Annotated in this window: 21 protein-coding genes; 8 read left to right on the forward strand and 13 right to left on the reverse strand. The window is 71.3% G+C overall.

All coding sequences use genetic code 11. The features are described 5' to 3' along the window. Positions 1–541: 541 nt before the first annotated feature. Positions 542–796, reverse strand: coding sequence for a hypothetical protein (locus VG276_20095; GenBank protein ID HEV8651627.1), 255 nt, complete (start codon positions 794–796; stop codon positions 542–544). A 1,090-nt stretch (positions 797–1,886) separates the two neighbouring features. Between VG276_20095 and VG276_20100 the strand changes: the two genes are divergently transcribed. Then, complete coding sequence (locus VG276_20100) at positions 1,887–3,218, forward strand: S8 family serine peptidase (protein ID HEV8651628.1); 1,332 nt, start codon at positions 1,887–1,889, stop codon at positions 3,216–3,218. Positions 3,219–3,485: 267 nt separating this feature from the next. Here the strand turns inward: VG276_20100 and VG276_20105 are convergent, their stop codons facing one another. Beyond that, a complete protein-coding gene (locus VG276_20105) occupies positions 3,486–3,932 on the reverse strand; it encodes a hypothetical protein (GenBank protein HEV8651629.1) in 447 nt (148 codons plus the stop codon). Positions 3,933–3,987: 55 nt separating this feature from the next. Next, complete coding sequence (locus VG276_20110; protein ID HEV8651630.1) at positions 3,988–4,626, reverse strand: hypothetical protein; 639 nt, start codon at positions 4,624–4,626, stop codon at positions 3,988–3,990. Here VG276_20110 and VG276_20115 point away from each other — a divergent pair. Beyond that, positions 4,543–4,962: a TetR-like C-terminal domain-containing protein gene (locus VG276_20115; protein HEV8651631.1), complete on the forward strand. Its 420-nt coding sequence runs from the start codon at positions 4,543–4,545 to the stop codon at positions 4,960–4,962. The genes VG276_20110 and VG276_20115 overlap by 84 nt on opposite strands. A 187-nt stretch (positions 4,963–5,149) precedes the next feature. Here VG276_20115 and VG276_20120 read toward each other — a convergent pair whose 3' ends face one another. From VG276_20120 to VG276_20130, 3 genes are read right to left on the reverse strand one after another with little or no spacing between them, the layout of a single operon-like run. Continuing rightward, entirely contained in the window at positions 5,150–5,470 is a 321-nt protein-coding gene (locus VG276_20120) for a hypothetical protein (protein HEV8651632.1), read from the reverse strand. Beyond that, positions 5,470–5,883, reverse strand: coding sequence for an ABC transporter permease (locus VG276_20125; protein ID HEV8651633.1), 414 nt, complete (start codon positions 5,881–5,883; stop codon positions 5,470–5,472). Before VG276_20125 ends, VG276_20120 begins: the two co-directional genes overlap by 1 nt. Further along, the gene (locus VG276_20130) at positions 5,883–6,185 is read right to left on the reverse strand and encodes a DUF4162 domain-containing protein (GenBank protein HEV8651634.1); all 303 of its coding nucleotides are present in this window, start codon (positions 6,183–6,185) and stop codon (positions 5,883–5,885) included. Before VG276_20130 ends, VG276_20125 begins: the two co-directional genes overlap by 1 nt. On the opposite strand from VG276_20130, the gene VG276_20135 reads away from it, so the two are divergent. Next, entirely contained in the window at positions 6,175–7,431 is a 1,257-nt protein-coding gene (locus tag VG276_20135) for a sensor histidine kinase (GenBank protein ID HEV8651635.1), read from the forward strand. The genes VG276_20130 and VG276_20135 overlap by 11 nt on opposite strands. Continuing rightward, positions 7,431–8,066 (forward strand): response regulator transcription factor, encoded by a 636-nt coding sequence (locus VG276_20140; protein HEV8651636.1) that lies wholly within the window; start codon positions 7,431–7,433, stop codon positions 8,064–8,066. The genes VG276_20135 and VG276_20140 overlap by 1 nt, the downstream gene beginning before the upstream one ends. Before the next feature lie 228 nt (positions 8,067–8,294). Here VG276_20140 and VG276_20145 read toward each other — a convergent pair whose 3' ends face one another. From VG276_20145 to VG276_20160, 4 genes are all read right to left on the reverse strand, one after another. Then, complete coding sequence (locus tag VG276_20145; GenBank protein ID HEV8651637.1) at positions 8,295–8,681, reverse strand: GrpB family protein; 387 nt, start codon at positions 8,679–8,681, stop codon at positions 8,295–8,297. Between the two features lie 108 nt (positions 8,682–8,789). Continuing rightward, a complete protein-coding gene (locus VG276_20150) occupies positions 8,790–9,272 on the reverse strand; it encodes a CBS domain-containing protein (protein ID HEV8651638.1) in 483 nt (160 codons plus the stop codon). 3 nt (positions 9,273–9,275) lie between these two features. Beyond that, complete coding sequence (locus VG276_20155) at positions 9,276–9,479, reverse strand: rhodanese-like domain-containing protein (protein HEV8651639.1); 204 nt, start codon at positions 9,477–9,479, stop codon at positions 9,276–9,278. A gap of 14 nt (positions 9,480–9,493) precedes the next feature. Beyond that, positions 9,494–9,850 (reverse strand): hypothetical protein, encoded by a 357-nt coding sequence (locus VG276_20160; GenBank protein HEV8651640.1) that lies wholly within the window; start codon positions 9,848–9,850, stop codon positions 9,494–9,496. A 409-nt stretch (positions 9,851–10,259) separates the two neighbouring features. On the opposite strand from VG276_20160, the gene VG276_20165 reads away from it, so the two are divergent. Both VG276_20165 and VG276_20170 read left to right on the forward strand, forming a co-directional pair. Then, positions 10,260–10,598 carry a hypothetical protein gene (locus VG276_20165; protein ID HEV8651641.1) on the forward strand — a complete coding sequence of 113 codons (339 nt, stop codon included), beginning with the start codon at positions 10,260–10,262 and terminating at the stop codon, positions 10,596–10,598. A gap of 88 nt (positions 10,599–10,686) precedes the next feature. Continuing rightward, positions 10,687–11,112, forward strand: a complete 426-nt coding sequence (locus VG276_20170) for a hypothetical protein (GenBank protein ID HEV8651642.1) — start codon at positions 10,687–10,689, stop codon at positions 11,110–11,112. A gap of 4 nt (positions 11,113–11,116) precedes the next feature. Here VG276_20170 and VG276_20175 read toward each other — a convergent pair whose 3' ends face one another. Next, a complete protein-coding gene (locus VG276_20175; GenBank protein HEV8651643.1) occupies positions 11,117–11,920 on the reverse strand; it encodes an SDR family NAD(P)-dependent oxidoreductase in 804 nt (267 codons plus the stop codon). Then, positions 11,913–12,359, reverse strand: a complete 447-nt coding sequence (locus VG276_20180; GenBank protein ID HEV8651644.1) for a hypothetical protein — start codon at positions 12,357–12,359, stop codon at positions 11,913–11,915. Before VG276_20180 ends, VG276_20175 begins: the two co-directional genes overlap by 8 nt. A 350-nt stretch (positions 12,360–12,709) precedes the next feature. On the opposite strand from VG276_20180, the gene ligD reads away from it, so the two are divergent. After that, positions 12,710–14,035, forward strand: a complete 1,326-nt coding sequence (gene ligD / locus VG276_20185) for a non-homologous end-joining DNA ligase (GenBank protein HEV8651645.1) — start codon at positions 12,710–12,712, stop codon at positions 14,033–14,035. A 169-nt stretch (positions 14,036–14,204) separates the two neighbouring features. On the opposite strand, the gene VG276_20190 is transcribed toward ligD, so the two are convergent. Further along, positions 14,205–14,723: a VOC family protein gene (locus VG276_20190; GenBank protein HEV8651646.1), complete on the reverse strand. Its 519-nt coding sequence runs from the start codon at positions 14,721–14,723 to the stop codon at positions 14,205–14,207. A 296-nt stretch (positions 14,724–15,019) separates the two neighbouring features. Between VG276_20190 and VG276_20195 the strand changes: the two genes are divergently transcribed. Continuing rightward, positions 15,020–15,907 (forward strand): class I SAM-dependent methyltransferase, encoded by an 888-nt coding sequence (locus tag VG276_20195; GenBank protein HEV8651647.1) that lies wholly within the window; start codon positions 15,020–15,022, stop codon positions 15,905–15,907. Positions 15,908–15,990: the final 83 nt, after the last annotated feature.

Here is a 15,990-nt window from a genome sequence, read left to right on the forward strand (position 1 = left end):
AGCCGCTTCCATACCCTTGCGGATCGCACGCCGTTTCCACCCCCTGTGGGACCGACCTCAGACAGCCGGAACCATAGGGACGGGGCGGCGTGCAGTCATGCAAGGGCAGCTCAAACCACCCACGGATCAGTCACAAGAGCCCAAGAAGGCTGGGCGGCGGACCGAGACGGTTCAGTGCAAGAGCGCCACATCTGTCGACCCGACCACCGGCAGTGCCAGCCAGGGCGGCGTGGTGAATGTCCAGGTCAACGGTGGTACGTGGTGCAAGCGCCTGCCCCTTCGTCACCGTGAAGCCCAACGAGTTGCTGGAGAACTGCTGGAACAAACGCCCTGTCAGCGTGCCGTCCATTCAGCACGCTGGTGGCATCCCCTTGCCTTGCTTGCGGGTCCTGATGAAGCGCGAGACCTCCAACCCTGACTTCCTCCGTGCGAGTAAGGACCGACTCACCGCTGTGCCGACCAGCGTTTCCGCAGCTGGATTCGGACCGTCAGGGGCGAAGTAAGGCGTTCTGACGCCGGCCGTGGGGGGTGACCCTAGGGGTCACGCGTTGACGAGGACCACCTCGTACCGGTCGGCGGTGGGCGGGATGCCGGTGTCGAACTTGGCGTTGACCACCGCCAGTCGACGGCCAAAGCGGGCCGCGGTGGTCGGGGTCTGGAACACCTCGCTGGTGATGACCCGCTCGACCACCCCGGAGGTCAGGTCCGGGCGCAGCCGGATCCTGGACACCTGGTTGGTGTTCTGCACCGCCCACAGCCGCCCCGCCGCCAGCACGATCCCGTCGACGTCGGGCACGCTGACCCCGGCGATGGTCGCGCTGGCACCTGTGGCCGGATCGACCGTGTAGAGAGGTGTGGGGGTCAGCGTTCGGTGATCCTGATGTTTAGCTTCTCCGGGATGGGGAGCGCTGCCGGGTCTCCACGGCGACGGCGACACTGTGCTTGCAAGGCGCCCGGCTTCCCCCTTCGCGGCACATACACGACCAGCTGAGCGCTGTGCCGGTCGAGCGAAGCTCCACATGCTGAAACACCAGGTCCTCGACCCGTGCCGTGACTCGCACAGGCCCGAAACTGACCAGCTGGACACAGCCGCTGACGGCCAGGTCAACACCCTGCCGATATCCGATCGGGCCGGTCAATCGACGCAGGGCATCCTCGTCGACCAACTCCGCGACCGATGCCATCGCGCTCCCTTCTCCCGTGGTGCTGTCGCAGCCAGGTCTGTGTAGGCCGCAGCGGAACCTGTAAACATGGAGATGCTACCCAGCCACCGTCCACGCTCAATCTCGAGGATTCCTGGTCTTGGCTGACAGGATTTGCGGGATCGAGGCGTTGATTGGCGTGGCGTGGCAGGCTCCACGGCATGACACCAACCAACCGTAATGGTCACCAGGTGCTGGAAGCCCCCCGGGCGGGCGCCGCCGAGCTGGTTGCCGCCGGCGTTCTCCAGGCCGGGGTCGCCCGCCAGCTCGGCATGATCCGCCAGAGCGTCAGCTGCTGGTACGCTCGCTGGCGGGACGGCGGCGCCCAGGCGTTGTCGAGCAGGAGGCCGAGCGGCTACCCACGGCTCATCGGGATGCTGCCTGAGTTGCGCGGTTTCCCGGGCGAGCAGAGGGCCACCCCGCCGTGGGAGGGGCTCGGCACGCACCGCAGCCGCAACACACGCGTGGTCCGAGCGGCACAGCAGGATTGGTTGATGGTGGAGCGGCTGCCAGCCGATGCGCCTGACCGGACCCGGTGCAGGCGTTGTGGTCAACCTCAACGACCAAGAGCCTGGCCAACCTCGCTTGCGATCCCCCCGGGAGACCCTCCAGACCGCGTGGCGAGGGATCCAGCAAGTCCGCCAGGCGCGGTAGCTGTCCGTCCGACCGGAAGGAGGGTCCACCATGGGCCGAGAGATCGTGGGGCTCGGGCTACAGCGGTTCGTCAAGGCCGGCGTCGTTCACCAGATTAGGAGCGCGCTGGCCGCGATCATGATCGCGGCGGTCGCCGTCGTTGCCCCCGGTTTGACCAAACCGGTGTCGGCCGCACCGCCTTCCGGGGACTATATCGTCGCGCTCAAGGACGGCATCGACGCGACGGCGTTTGCAGCGGCAGCCGATGCTCGAAGCGGGGTGGACGTGGAGCAGGTTTACTCCGTGGCGCTCAGGGCCTTCCATGCTCACCTCACCGGGTCCGCCAAGGCACAACTGGCCCAAGACCCTGGTGTCCGCTTCATCTCGTCGAACCGAACATTCAAGGCGTTCGCCCAAGCCCTGCCGACCGGGGTCGACCGGATCGATGGCGACCGGTCCACGGTGTATGCCGCCGGCGCCTCGGTCAACACGCCGGTGGCAGTGCTGGATACTGGCGTCACACCCGACCCTGACCTGAACGTCCAAGCCGCCGGCCAGAATTGTCTCGGCGGCGTCGGCTGGTCTGACCTGAACGGTCACGGCACCCACATCGCCGGCATCATCGGCGCCAAGAACAACGCTGACGGAGTGGTCGGCGTGGCTCCGGGCGCGCCGATCTATCCGATCCAGGTCTTGAACAGTTCGGCGAACGGCTCGGACGCCAGCATCTTGTGCGGCATCGAGTGGGTGACCACGGTTGGGAAGGCCCTGGGCGTCAGGGTGGCGAACCTGTCGGCCGGCTCCTTCGGTGACGACGACGGCAATTGCGGGATGACCAATGCCGATCCCATCCACCTAGCGATCTGCCACGCCACCGCTGCCGGGGCATTGTTCGTGGTCGCGGCCGGCAACAGCGGCGGTGCGATCACCCTCACCGTCCCGGCCAACTACGATGAGGTGCTGACCGCCACCTGGATGACCGACTACGATGGCGCTCCCTCCAAGATCTCCCCGCCAACCGGCTGCAACCAGGGCCCGGACGAGCGGGCATCGGCCAACTCAAGCTGGGCCTATGATTATGACGAGAACCACATTCTGGCTGCTCCCGGCAGTTGCATCACCAGCACCTCAAACACCGGTGGCACCATGGTGATGTCGGGCTCCAGCATGGCCGCTCCCCACGTCGCCGGCACCGTGGCGCTGTGTATCGACAGGGGGGCGTGCAGCGGCACCCCGGCCGATATCATGCAAAGAGTCCGCACTGACGCGGTCGCCCGTCCCTCGACGTTCGGCTTTGACGGCGACCCGTTCCGCCCGATCGTGGCGCAGGGTAGCGGTATTACCCAGAACTACGGCTACCTCGTATACGCCGGAGGCTACTGAGCCGCATTACCGTAGGCGGCGCCGCTTAACCGTAAGCGACTTGACCCGGCGCTCCATCATCGTGACTGAACACCGGGTGGAAGGTCAGCGGCGGTCGACCGCATCAAGCTCGCAGATCCTGTCACCCCAACGTCCGAGACCCGCAGGCGGTCACGCGTGGACCCACCATTGCCATCTTCTGCTCATTCGTCACTCACGAACGACGCCGAGCGGGCCGGACCCTACTCGACGACGTACCACCTGAGTCACCCCAACACCTGAAACCCGTTAGGATGCTGTTGGGTGGGTCGCGGGTCGGGTCAGGGTCCGGGCGCGGCCAAGCAGCGTGCCGATCAGGCCGAGGATGGCCACCCCGAGCGGGACGTGGACGGCGACCTGGCTGGTCTGGCCCATCACATTCTGGACGAGGGGGGCCAGCAGCAGCCCCACGCTGGCGATGGGCAGCCAACCCGGTCCGCGACCGCGCCGCCACACCAGGACGGCCAGGACCACCTGGATGAGCGCAAGCAGCGGCAGCGCCAGCATCCCGTTGGTGGCGTGCCAGCCGCGCCAGGCGTCGCCTCCGTCCAGGAACAGGCCGGTGAAGACCGCCTGGGCGAACACCGCCACGGCAAGCAGCCACAGCACCGCGCGCATCGCGCCGACGATCCCTGGTCGCCGCGCGCCGGTGGTGGGCCGGTCGGGTTGCGAGCTTGACGTGCTGTCCACGGTCATGCTGCCTCCTCAAGCGTCGGGACGGCGGGTTGGGCGGGTGGTCGCAGCGCGTGCTTCAGCCAGCGGCGACGACGACGTGCCCGCCCCGGTTCTCCTTGGGCCAGGCGGCAGTGTGGAGCCGGCGCAGCGACACGATGTGCAGCGCGATCGCCAGCGGCACGGCCACCGTCGGGACCAGCGCGAGCGGGAGTAGACTCAGCGGCTCGGTGGATGGCGTGACCTCCAGGGGCCGCCATGGCCCGAGCCCGGCCAGGAAGCCGATGCTGAGGGCGACGACCAGATCCAGGATGCCGAACAGGTTGAACCACATCGCCCTGCTGTGGCCGCTGCCGCGGGCCAGCCGCCGAGCCACCAGCGGCGCGGCCACCCCGACCGCGATGTCGCCCAGGCTGGCGGGCAGCGCGAAGGCGGCCGGCAGGTGGCCTAGGGCCATCACGATCAGGAAGGTCACCCCCACCACCCGCAGCGTGTGCGGCAGAGCCAGGCGCGCGGGGGTGCCTGGGGCGGCGAGGATGCGGGCCACCACCGGGATTCGGGTGGCCGCCAGCAGCCCAGTCAGGGTGCCGGCGGACGCCACGCCGAACCAGGGCGCGGCCTGCCCGGAAGCCTGGTGGTACACACCGGCACGGGCGAGCAGGCCGCTTGTCACCAGCCAGCCGCCCAGCACGGCGGCGGCGGCGACGCCAAGACGCAAGCCGCCTCGCCCACCCTGGCCGTCTTCGAGCACTTCGCCAGGCACCGCGAGGTGTGGAGGGCCATGGTCGGCAAGCGAGGGGCAGAGGTGTTCATCGGGTACCTCCACCGGTTCCTCTCGGAGCTGCTGCGGACCCAGCTCGCCGCCAGGGCGCCGAAGCAGGAGACCCAGGTGCCCCTGGACGCCGTCGTGGAGTTCGCCGTCAACGCCCTGGTCGGGCTCGGCGTGCGCTGGTGGCTCGAGAACGACCTGCCGTACTCGGCCGAAGAGATGGACCAGCTGTACCGCCGGCTGACCGAGCCCGGGATCCGCGCCAGCCTGCGTCCCAAGGCCTGAAGCCAAGCGTCCTGCCCGCCTGGAAGACATCTCGCGCAGATGAGGTCGCTCGGACTGGCTGACTGAGCATTCGGAGTGGAAGCGGCGGCCGCCTAGCTCGCCGCTGAGCGACCGTTGGCCCGCCTCTCCGGCCACCGTGGCCTGGGGTGAAGCGTTGTTCATCTCGGCCGCGGCGTCACGGTGGCGCTCAGCGGGCGATGACCCGCCGCCAGGCCAGAGCGGCGAGTGCGCCGGCACCCACCGTCCAGGCGGCCAGCACCGCCACCGCCGAGGCGGACAGGGAGAATCCGCCGGCCACGCTCTCGCCGACCTGGACCACGCCGTAGGAAGGCAGAGTCCGGGCCACGGCCGCCAGGGCGTCGGGCATCTGGCTGGGCGGGGTGAAGATGCCGCCCAGCAGCCACAGCACGACAAAGGCCAGGGTGGTGGCGCCCTGGGCGGCCTCGCCGCCGAACGTCAGCCCGATGAGGGCGCCGAGCGCGGTGATGGGCGTGGTGGCGATCCACATCAGCCGACCAGCTGGATCCACTGGGCCCCGCCCAGGGCGATGCCCTCGCTGTCGCCGAACAGGCCGGCCGCGGCGGCGACCAGGGCGATCGCGGGGAGCGCGAAGCTCATCGCCACCACGATCTTGGCGGCCACCGCGGCGCTGGGGCGAAGCGGGGTCACCCGCAGCTGGCGCAGCCAGCCGTTGGCGCGCTCCTCGCCCAGGGACGGTCCGGCCGCCAGCCCCGAGATGACGGCGCCGAGGGCGGCGATGGCCACCATCCTCCCGCCCGGACTGGTTGGTGGGGTGTCGCCTTCGGCGACGTTCAGGATCAGGTACACGCCCGTGGGCAGGCCGAGCCGGAAGATGAGCACCTCGCGGTTGCGCCACTGGCGCTTGGCCTCCAGCCACAGGTAGGCCAGGGAGCCGGTCATCATGTGCCTCCTTGTTGGGTGAGTTGCAGGAACGCCTCTTCCATCCCCGCCCGCGTGACCTCAAGGCCCTGCACGTGCGGGGCCTGCTGGAGCAGGGCACGGACGGTGGCGTCGGGATCGCTGGTGGACAGGGTCAGCCGCCCTCGGACCTGTTCGACGGTCTCCACTGCGGGCAGGCGCTCGAGGACCTCCCGGGGCAGGCCGTCGGCGGCCACGCTGACTGTGCTGCGGCCGGCCGCTTGCGCTTTGACCTGGTCGGGGGTGCCATCGGCGAGCAGTCGGCCGCCGGCGATGACGACCACGCGGTCGGCGACGGCGTCCGGCGGCCAGCGGGCTCGTCCCGGCATCGGTGAAGGGACTATCTGGGAGCGGTGGCGGATCGCCTGGCATGCCTTCTTCTACCTGCTGCTGGCCTACGCCACGATCGAGGCGACCACCGGGGCATCCCAGTCGGCGGCCAGCAAGGCCGTGCGGGGGGCGTTGGCCGCGGCGCTCGGGGCCTGGTACTGGACCTGGCTGGTCGCCCGGCCGCGCACGCCCCGCCGTGACGTCCTCTACCTGGTGGGAGCGGTGGGGCTGTGGGCGCCGCTGATCGCCCTGGACCCCGTGTTCCTGAGTCTGGGGTTTGGCGTGCTGGCGCCGTTCTGCCTGCACGACCTCCGGCACGGCGCGGCGGTGGTACTGGTGGTGGCGGTCGGGTGGATCTGGCAGCTGTCCCGGGAGCGGGGCGCCGTCCCGTGGCCGGCGGTCGCCGCGGTGTCGGTGTTCGCGGCCGGCACGCTGCTGTCGGTGGCCTACATGGGGACCATCGTCCGCCAGAGCCGGGAGCGCCAGGGGCTGATCGAGCAGCTGCAGGCGACCCGGGCCGAGCTGGCCGCGGCCGAACGGCAGGCCGGGATGCTCGCCGAACGCCAGCGGCTGGCCCGCGACCTCCACGACACCCTCACCCAGGGCTTCGCCAGCGTCGTGCTGCTGCTGGAGGCGGCCGAGGAGTCCCTGGCCACGGGCCGCCCAGTGGACCGCCACATCCAACAGGCGCTGCGGTCGGCCCGTGACAACCTGGCCGAGTCCCGGCGGGTGGTGTGGGCGCTGCGGCCGCGGCCCTTGGCCGAGCAGCCGCTGACGCAGGCGCTCCAGGAGCTGACCGGCCGGCTCGCCGAGGAGACCGGGCTGCACGCCGAGACGGTCGTCAGCGGGACCGTGCGGCCGCTCGGCGCCCACGTCGAGGAGGCCCTGCTGCGCGTCGGCCAGGAGGCGCTGGCCAACGTCCGCAAGCACGCCGCCGCGTCCCGGGCGACACTCACCCTTTCCTACCTCGACGATGTGGTCACGCTCGACGTGGCCGACGACGGGGTCGGGTTCGACCAGGCCGAGACCGTGGCAGCGGCTGGCGGGCTCGGCCTGCGCGCCATGGGCGAGCGGGTGGCGGCGCTCAGGGGGAGCCTGGTGATCGAGAGCGAGCCCGGTGAGGGCACCGCCATCGCCGTCGAGCTCCCGGCCCGGGCGGACGATGACCCGGCCGAGCCGACCGGGAGGGAGACGCGGTGATGTGCCCCATCCGGTTGCTGATCGCCGACGACCATCCGGTCGTGCGGGACGGGCTGCGCGCGATGCTGGCCACCCAGCCAGACATGGAACTGGTCGGCGAGGCCGCCACCGGCACCCAGGCGGTGGCCCAGGCCCGCGCCCTGCACCCAGATGTGGTGCTCATGGACCTGCAGATGCCCGACCTGGACGGGCCATCCGCCATCGCTGCTCTGCGGGAGCAGGCACCCGCGGTCCGGGTGCTGGTGTTGACCACCTACGGCACCGACGCCGACATCACCCGGGCCGTCGACGCTGGGGCGACCGGCTACCTGCTCAAGGACGCACCCCGCGAGCAGCTGTTCAACGCGATCCGGTCGGCCGCCCGAGGCGAGTCGGTGCTGTCCCCCTCGGTGGCCACCCGGGTGCTGGGCCGGATGCGTGCCCCCGCCGAGGAGGCGCTCAGCCCACGCGAACTGGAGATCCTTCAGGCGGTGGCCCGGGGGCTTTCCAACAAGGACATCGGCCGTCAGCTGTATGTCAGCGAGGCGACGGTCAAGACCCACCTGCTCCGCGTCTTCAGCAAGCTCGGGGTCGACGACCGCACCGCCGCGGTCACCGTCGCCCTGGCACGCGGCATCATCCGCCTGCCCGGCTGAAGTCCCAAGCCCGCGCTGTTTGGCTCGGCATCCTCCTAGCCAATCGGGCCAGAAGCACCGGCCGATCCGCTGCTCCAACCGATCGATCTGGCCGGTGAACCGCACCCAGTTCCCTGCTCCTCTCCCGGAGCTTCTGGAGCATGGTGCGCTGAACCTACCGGATGCGGCAGACCAAGCGCTGGCTGAGCAGCTCGGTGCGGCCGGCAGCCTGGCGATCCCGGTTCGGCTTCAGGCGTCGGTTGGCCCGGGTTCCCATCGAAGGAAGTCACGCAACAGCAGCGGGAACTGCTCGGAGAAGCTGCCCGCCCGCCGAACGTGGACATGGGTGCGGCGCTGGCCTGGAGGCTCCCGGAAGTACCGCTTGGTGCGCTCGGTGTTGGCGGCCCGATACAGGAACCCGGCGGCCTCCAGTGGCGACCGGAACGGTTCGACGGGGTTCCAGCCGTTCCACCGAGATCTGCACGTCCACGACGGGCTTGGCGCTGGACCTGGTGCTGGGACACAAGACGCGGCCGCATGCCGACCTCGAGATCTCCATGCTCGCCTCGGACCAGAAGCAGCTGTTTCGGCACCTGCGCGGCTGGGACCTGCGCCTTGCGGCGCCTGGACAGTCATTGCCGCGGTGGGACGGGAGCCGGATCGAGCCGCCCTTCCACCAGGTCTGGGCTCGCCGCGGGCCCGGCAGGCCGGCCACCCCCGAGGAGTTCCCCGCCGACACCCATGTCATGGCTGGCCGGCGAGCCGTGCCTCCATGTCGGCCCGTAGGACCACGCCAAGCAGCTTGCCATCCGGCGCGGTGACGATCGCGGTGCGCAGCCCGCGGCTGCGGAGCCGCTCGGCCAACTCGGCCAGCGGACGGTCCGCCCGGACGGTCGACGGGCCGGCCTCCATCACCTGCTCCGCTCGTGCCGCCGGGTCAGCGTCCAGCACCACCTTGCGGAGCCGACCCAGCAGCGTCCCATCGTTGGCGACCACCAGGGCAAACCCGTATGGCGAGCGCGCCACCCGCGCGGCGACCACGCCGACCGGCTCCTCAGGGAGGGCGGTCACCGCGTCGCGGCGCAGCACGTCCTTGGCGCGAGGGACCTGCGCCAGTGACCCTTCGGTCGGCAGGCCGGTCGCGAGCCAGTCGGCCTTGCCGGCGACGTAGTCGTACACCTGGGTGAAGCCGAGCAGTTCGAGCCGGCACGCGGCTCGTGGGCTCATGTCTCACAGGCTGTCCCAGCAGTAGACGACCACCGGGCGCGTCCGGTCCAGCTGCGCTGCGCTGGTGGCGTCCAGTTCCTTGAGCGGGATGTTGACCGCGCCGGGCAGATGCTCGTCGCTGTACTCGGCGGCTGGCAGGACCTCCAGGAGTTGCGCCCCGCCACCCAGCAGCTCCTGCAGCTGCGCCAGGTCAATCCTGGTCGGCATGGGTTCCCTCCTCCTCACCGAGGGGCGTCGACCGACTCGGAGGGCAGCCGGCGGGCGTGGTCCCTGGCCACAGGTAGGCGCGCCAGGCAGCGGCGCCTGCCGTTGATCAGGAGCTCGTGGTGGGTTGGCGCCACCGACAGCCCGTGGCTGCCCAGCAGCCGCCCGGCCGGGTCGCGCCGCGTCATGCCTGCTTGTTCCAACCGGTCGACCGCGGCGGCCACCGCGGCGGGCTCGCGCTCCAGGGTGGCGGCGAGGGCGCCAACCTCGACCGGGCGCCCGTGGTCCAACAGCAGCCAGAAAGTGCGAGCGAGCAGGGCCTGGTCATCGGGGGGCTGCTCGGCAAGAGGCAGGTTCTCGGGATTGCTGGCCATGGCCGCTCCTTGACGACACGACACTGCTAGCGTTACTGATATCACGATCTTCTGAAACCGACTTCCCGGCCGCCATCGAGTTGGGCGTGCTTTGCGCCGATGGGCTGCATGTCGAGCGGTTCCGCAACCGCTTCGATCTCTGAGCGCGGGCTGGTTGAGGTGCTTGCTCCGGCCAGCAGCGGCAGAGGCCGTCCTGGCCATGTCTGCACCCCGGGGGAGGCAGGTGGACCTGGAGCGTCTCCGCTGCTGTCCTTTGACCTCAATAACGAGGGGTAGAAGGTGAAGGGCGAGGAGGGCAACCTTTCCAGCGCCAAGCCAGCGAGCTAGTAAACGTCACTTGCTGGCACCAGGCGGCAAAAGTGAACCCTGAACGCGAACCTCACTGCAGCCCTAGTAACTCCTGGATGGGTTGAAGGAAGGGACCGACACCAGCCAGGCCCTGGCGCTGTGCGATCATGACTCGCGGGTGCTTGCCCGCCGCATGGTCGCCGGCCACGCCTGGCACCTGGACGATGCCATCGGTTGGGCCCAGGCCACCGCGATCCAGCACGGCGTTGCTGGCATCGTGGTGGGCTGTGAGCCGACCGGGCACCGCTGGCGCATCGTCGCCGACCAGTGCGAGCGTCGGGGGATCGACCTGGTGTGCGTGCAGCCGCTGCTGGTCGCCCGCGCCCGCGAAGGCGAGGACCTCACCCGCGACACCTCCGATCCCAACCACGCCGTCCTGATCGCCCCGGCTGGTCAGTGAGCTGGGCTGCTACCTGCCTGAGCGCCCCGAGCAGAGCTGGGCCCGCCTGCGGCACCTCGGCGCCCGCCGCGCCCAGCTCACCACCCAGGTGACCGCGGCGCGCCAGCAGCTCCGGGACCTGCTGGAGTGCGCCTGGCCAGCGGTGCTGGACACCGCCGCCAAGCCGCTGGACTCGCTGACCTGGCGGGCCGCTGTGACCGTCGTGCCTGCCGGCGCCGGCGGCCATGGCGGCATCCGCCGGCTTGGCTACACCCGCTTTGCCCGCAAGGTCGCCAGCGAGCTTGCCCACTGGGGCGGCACGCGCCGCTGCCTGCGAGTCGTGCGCGCGGTCTGGGCCGCCGCCACCGACCCCACCATGCTCACCGACGGCGTCAGCGCCCAGCGGCCCGGCGCGCTGGAACGCGCCGCGCTGGTCCTGGGGCGACCTGCCAGCGGTAGCCGGTTCACGCGCGGCGGACCAGCCGATCAATGCCTCGGAGAGGGCGGGGCCAGGGCGGGGCTGGACGGTTGGTGAGCCCTCACGACCTCCTCCCGCCTTCTGGAGCGTTGAAGGGTGGGGTTCCGGCGAGCTTGCCGCCGTCGATCGCCAGCGTCGCGCCGGTGATGAACGCCGCCTGGTCCGAGCAGAGCCAGACGGCGGCGGCGGCGACCTCCGCGGGCAGGCCGACCCGGCGCATCGGCATCGCCATCCCCGCTCGGTGCTGCATCTCCTCGCCCGCCGCCTCCAGGCGTTCGGTGAGGATCGGGCCGGGCGCGATCGCGTTGACCCGGATGCCCTGCGCGGCGTAGTCGAGGGCCGCCACCTTCGTCAGCCCGATCACGCCGTGCTTGGCCGACACGTAGCCAGCCAGGCCGCCGACTGCCTCGAGGCCGGCGGTGGAGGCCATGTTGACGATGGCGCCGCCACCCGCCTCCAGCATTGCGGGGATCTCGTACCTGAGTGAAAGGAAGACGCCTTCGAGGCTGGTCGCCAGCGCGCTGCGGAACTGCTGCGGGCGCACCTCGGCCAGTGGGGTCGGCCCATGACCCCCGCCGGCGGCGTTGTTGACCGCCACGTCGAGCCCGCCCAGCTGCTCCACCGCGGTGGCGACCATGCGCTCCACGGCGCCCGGGTCGGCGACGTCGGTCGGCACGGTCGCCGCACGCCCACCCTCCGCCGCGATCTCCTCGGCCACCCGGGCGAGGGCCTGCGCGTCGCGAGCGGCCAGCGCGACCGCGGCGCCGGCGCGGGCCATCGCCCTGGCGATCTCGGCGCCGATCCCGCGGCTGGCGCCGGTGACGACCGCCCGGCGGCCTTCCAGCAGCCGCTCCGCCTCAGCCATGTCGGGCTCCGAACGGCGGCGTGCCGCCTCGTGTCGCGAGCGCCAGGCCCACGACCAAGACGGCGAGAATGCACAGGTGGTACGCAACGTCGGGGACGGTGCGGGGCCCGACGCCGACCGCGATCGTGAACAGCCCCACCAGCACACCAAGCGCCGCGAAGGCCTGCGCGGCGACCGCCGCCCTGCGAGGCCACGGCGGCGCCCTCCAGGTGAGGGCAAGCCCCGCCAGGAGCACGACCGCGATCACCGTCTCGGCGGTCCCGGCCTTCCGGTGGCCATAGCCCTGGAGCAGGGCGCCGAAGTGGATCGCGGCTGCTGCCACGAAGGTCGCGGCCTCGAACAGCAGCAGCAGTCGTACGACGTTGCCGCGGGACGGGCGCCGCGCCCTGCGCGCGTGCGGCTCGTTGGTGGACTGGATCGCTGCGGACAGACGGCTCATGTGCGCTCCCTCTCTGATATGGGGCCACTCTAAGTTTAAAGTAGCAGTAAGTGTATAGTTACCGCAGCCCGAGGCTCGCCGCGGACGCCAGATCGCAGGCCAAGCGCGCGTTCGCACGGCTCGAGACCGGCCTCACCGACTACGCGACCAAGCCACGCAGCCCCGCCGACCGTCGGACCCCCGACGAACGGGACGCCGCAACGTAACGACGCGAGGAAGCCGAAGAACGGGTCGCGGCCGCGAGCGGTAGTGGTTCGGGAGCGTGCGCTAGCAGCGCGGATGCTGCTTGCGCGGGAAGCTGAGGTCCCGGGTTCCCCGCCACCGCAGCGGGCGTGTCGTATCGTGTCTCCATGCCCGCCCGAAAGCAGGTCCTGGAAGTCGCCGGCCGGGAGCTGACGGTCACCAACCCGGACAAGGCGTTCTTCCCGCGTACGGGGCACACCAAGCTCGACCTGGTCCGCTACTACCTGGCCGTGGCCGGGGGGGCGCTGCGCGGGGTCGCGGACCGGGCGATGGCCCTGAAGCGGTTCGTGAACGGGGCCGAGGGCGAGTTCTTCTTCCAGAAGCGGGCACCCGAGTCCAGGCCCGAGTGGATCGACACGGTGGAGCTGCGCTTCCCGTCCGGGAGGTCCGCGCGCGAGGTCGTCGTCCGGGACGCCGCCGGGCTCGCCTGGGTGGTCAACCTGGGCTGCATCGACCTGAACCCCCACCCGGTGCGCGCCGACGACCTCGACCATCCCGACGAGCTCCGGGTCGACCTCGACCCTGTGCCCGGGGTGCCCTGGTCGCAGATACTCGAGGTGGCCCTGGTGACCCGGGAGGTGCTCGAGGACTTCGGCCTGGTGGGGTGGCCGAAGACGTCCGGCTCGCGCGGGTTCCACGTCTACTGCCGGATCCAGCGGCGCTGGACGTTCGGGGAGGTCCGCCGGGCCGCGGTCGCCCTCGCCCGCGAGGTCGAGCGGCGGGCACCGGACCTGGCCAGCAGCAAGTGGTGGAAGGAGGAGCGCCACGGCGTCTTCCTCGACTACAACCAGAACGCCAAGGACCGGACGGTCGCCTCTGCGTACTCGGTCCGTCCCACCCCCGACGCGCGGGTGTCCACGCCGCTGCGGTGGGAGGAGGTGCCGGGCTGCCAGGCGGAGGCGTTCACGATCGACACCGTGCCCGAGCGGTTCGCTCGGCAGGGCGACCCCTGGGACGCCATCGACCAGGCCCCCGGCGGCCTGGAGCCCCTGCTCGAGCTGGCAGCGCAGCACGAGGCGGCCGGGTTCGCCGACGCCCCGTGGCCGCCGCACTTCGCCAAGCAGGCCAGCGAGCCGGACCGTGTCCAGCCCTCCAAGCGGCGTAAGGCCGCCGACCAGGCCACACCGGAGGGGATCGTGCCGCCCCCGGCACCGGGCAAGGCGAGCGGGCCCACCGGGCGGCGCCGGACGACCGCGCCGCTGATCGAGATCGCCCGGGCGGCCACGCAGGCCGAGGCGCTGGAGGGGCTGGAGCGGTGGAAGGCCCGGCACCCGGGGACCTGGGACCACCTGGCCCCGGCCGACGTCCTGGTGGACTCGATGCGTGGGCGCAGCAGCACCTGGACACGGATCCGGCTGAACCTCCGCAACGTCCCGGAGGCCGAGCGCCCCGCCCAGGAGGCGCTCGAGGTCGACTACGACCCGTGGCGGTAGCCGGGGCCCGCCCACCCGCGGGCGGCAGCCGAGGCCGGGCCGCCCCACCGCGCGGGACGAAGTAGACCTCGAGGGCGCGGACCCTGCGCGACCACCGGGCCAGCCTGGCGCTGTACACCGCCTGCCTCGCCGACCAGCTCGACGAGCTGGACGGAACGGCGACGAGCGGTCAGGGGACGGAGGCGGGGACGGAGATGCCGACGCCGCCGCGGGTGTCGGCCCCGTAGCGCCGCTTCTCCTGCTCGAGGTCCAGCGGCCCGATGCGCTTGCGGGCGGCCAGGGCCTGCTCGTCGAGCAGGCCAGCCGGGACGATCCAGGCGACCTCGAACTCCAGGCCGTCGGGGTCCCTGGCGTACAGGCTCTTGGTGGTGCCGTGGTCGGATGCGCCCACGAGCGCGCCGGCCTGGGCCAGCTCGGCCGCGAGCCGCTCCAGCTCGGCCAGGGTGTCGACCTCCCAGGCCAGGTGGTACAGGCCGACGGTGGCCCGGCCGGCCTGGGACGGACGGGCCCCGGCGCCGACCTCGAACAGGCCGAGGTCGTGGTCGTTGGTCGACCCGGGTGCCTGCAGGAACGCGGCGCCCGGAAGGGCCATGACCGGGCGGAAGCCCAGGATGTCGGTGTAGAAGGCGACGCTGCGCCCCAGGTCGCCGATGTAGAGCACGGCGTGGTTGAGACGGTGGATCGGCATGGCGGGTCTCCTCGGGGACGGTCGAGAGCGCAATCCCTTGCCCACACCATACCGGCGCCGCGGCTGCGCCAGCTCGAACTATACCCGGCTGCGCCAGCTGGACCGATGCCACGGACGCGCCAGCGTCGCCGAGCACACCCGCCGGGTGTTTGGCCCGGACGGTTCCGCGGTATCCTCACGTCTCTCCCCGGACTGGCAGTACCATGACAATTAGGGCATAGCGACCGAAGATGTCGAGCAGGCCGGGCGCCGTGACGATGGCACCTCTCGGAGGCTGCCGACCGAGGAGATCATCCGTGTCCTACCCGACTGCGATCCGCAACATCACCCTGCAGTTCGTGCGCACCAGGAAGCAGGAGCTCGGCGCCTGGCGGCGGAATCTGCTGCGCTTGCAGCCGTGGAGGCCGGTCGGTGAGCGCGACGTGCCGGTCGAGGGCGCGTGGTGCGTGCTGTGCCGCTGGCACGGCGAGCGCTTCGAGGGGCTCGCCCACAGCGAGTCCGGCCTCTGCCCACGCTGCGGGAGCATCGGCCGTGACCGCATGCTCTACCTGTCGCTGATCCAGCGGGTACCGCGCCGGCACGGCCTGCGCATGATCGAGACGAGCCCACGCCTGGGCGAGCACTACCGGCGGGCCATGCGCCGCCGGGCCGACTACGTCACCAGCGACTACGACCAGCGGGCTCACACGGGCACCATCAAGCTCGACCTCGAGAAGATCGACCTGCCCGACGACTCGCTGGACGTCCTGCTGACCGCCCACGTGCTCGAGCACGTGCCCGACACCGACGCCGCCCTGGGCGAGATCTACCGCGTCCTGCGGCCTGGCGGGCACATGCTCCTGCAGGTCCCGCTGCTCCAGGCCGTCACCGCCCCGCCGACCGAGCCCGAGTTCCACGAGGACAACACGCCGGTGTTCTGGCGCTTCGGCCTCGACCTGACCGAGCGGCTGCGCGAACACGGGCTCACCACCGAGCTCTTGGTGACCGAGGAGCTGGCCCGGCGGGTGGCAGCGCGCGACGTGAGCTGGCCCGACCCGCTGTTCCCGGAGGTCGACGCGGACGAGCTGGTCCTGCACGCCGACCCGGCCGACCTCACCGTGGTCGCAAGCGACGCGCTGGCCTCGCGGGCCTGGCTGCGACCCTGCTACATGTTCGCCGTCTGGCACTGCGTGAAGCCGAGCTGACCACCGGCCCTCGGGGCGGAAGCTGCGGACAGGCGGGAGCGGGAGCGAGCGCTCAGCCAAGGCGGCCGCGACGCGCCTCGCGG

The sequence above is a fragment of the Actinomycetes bacterium genome (genome assembly GCA_036000965.1).
Lineage (GTDB): Bacteria > Actinomycetota > CALGFH01 > CALGFH01 > CALGFH01 > DASYUT01.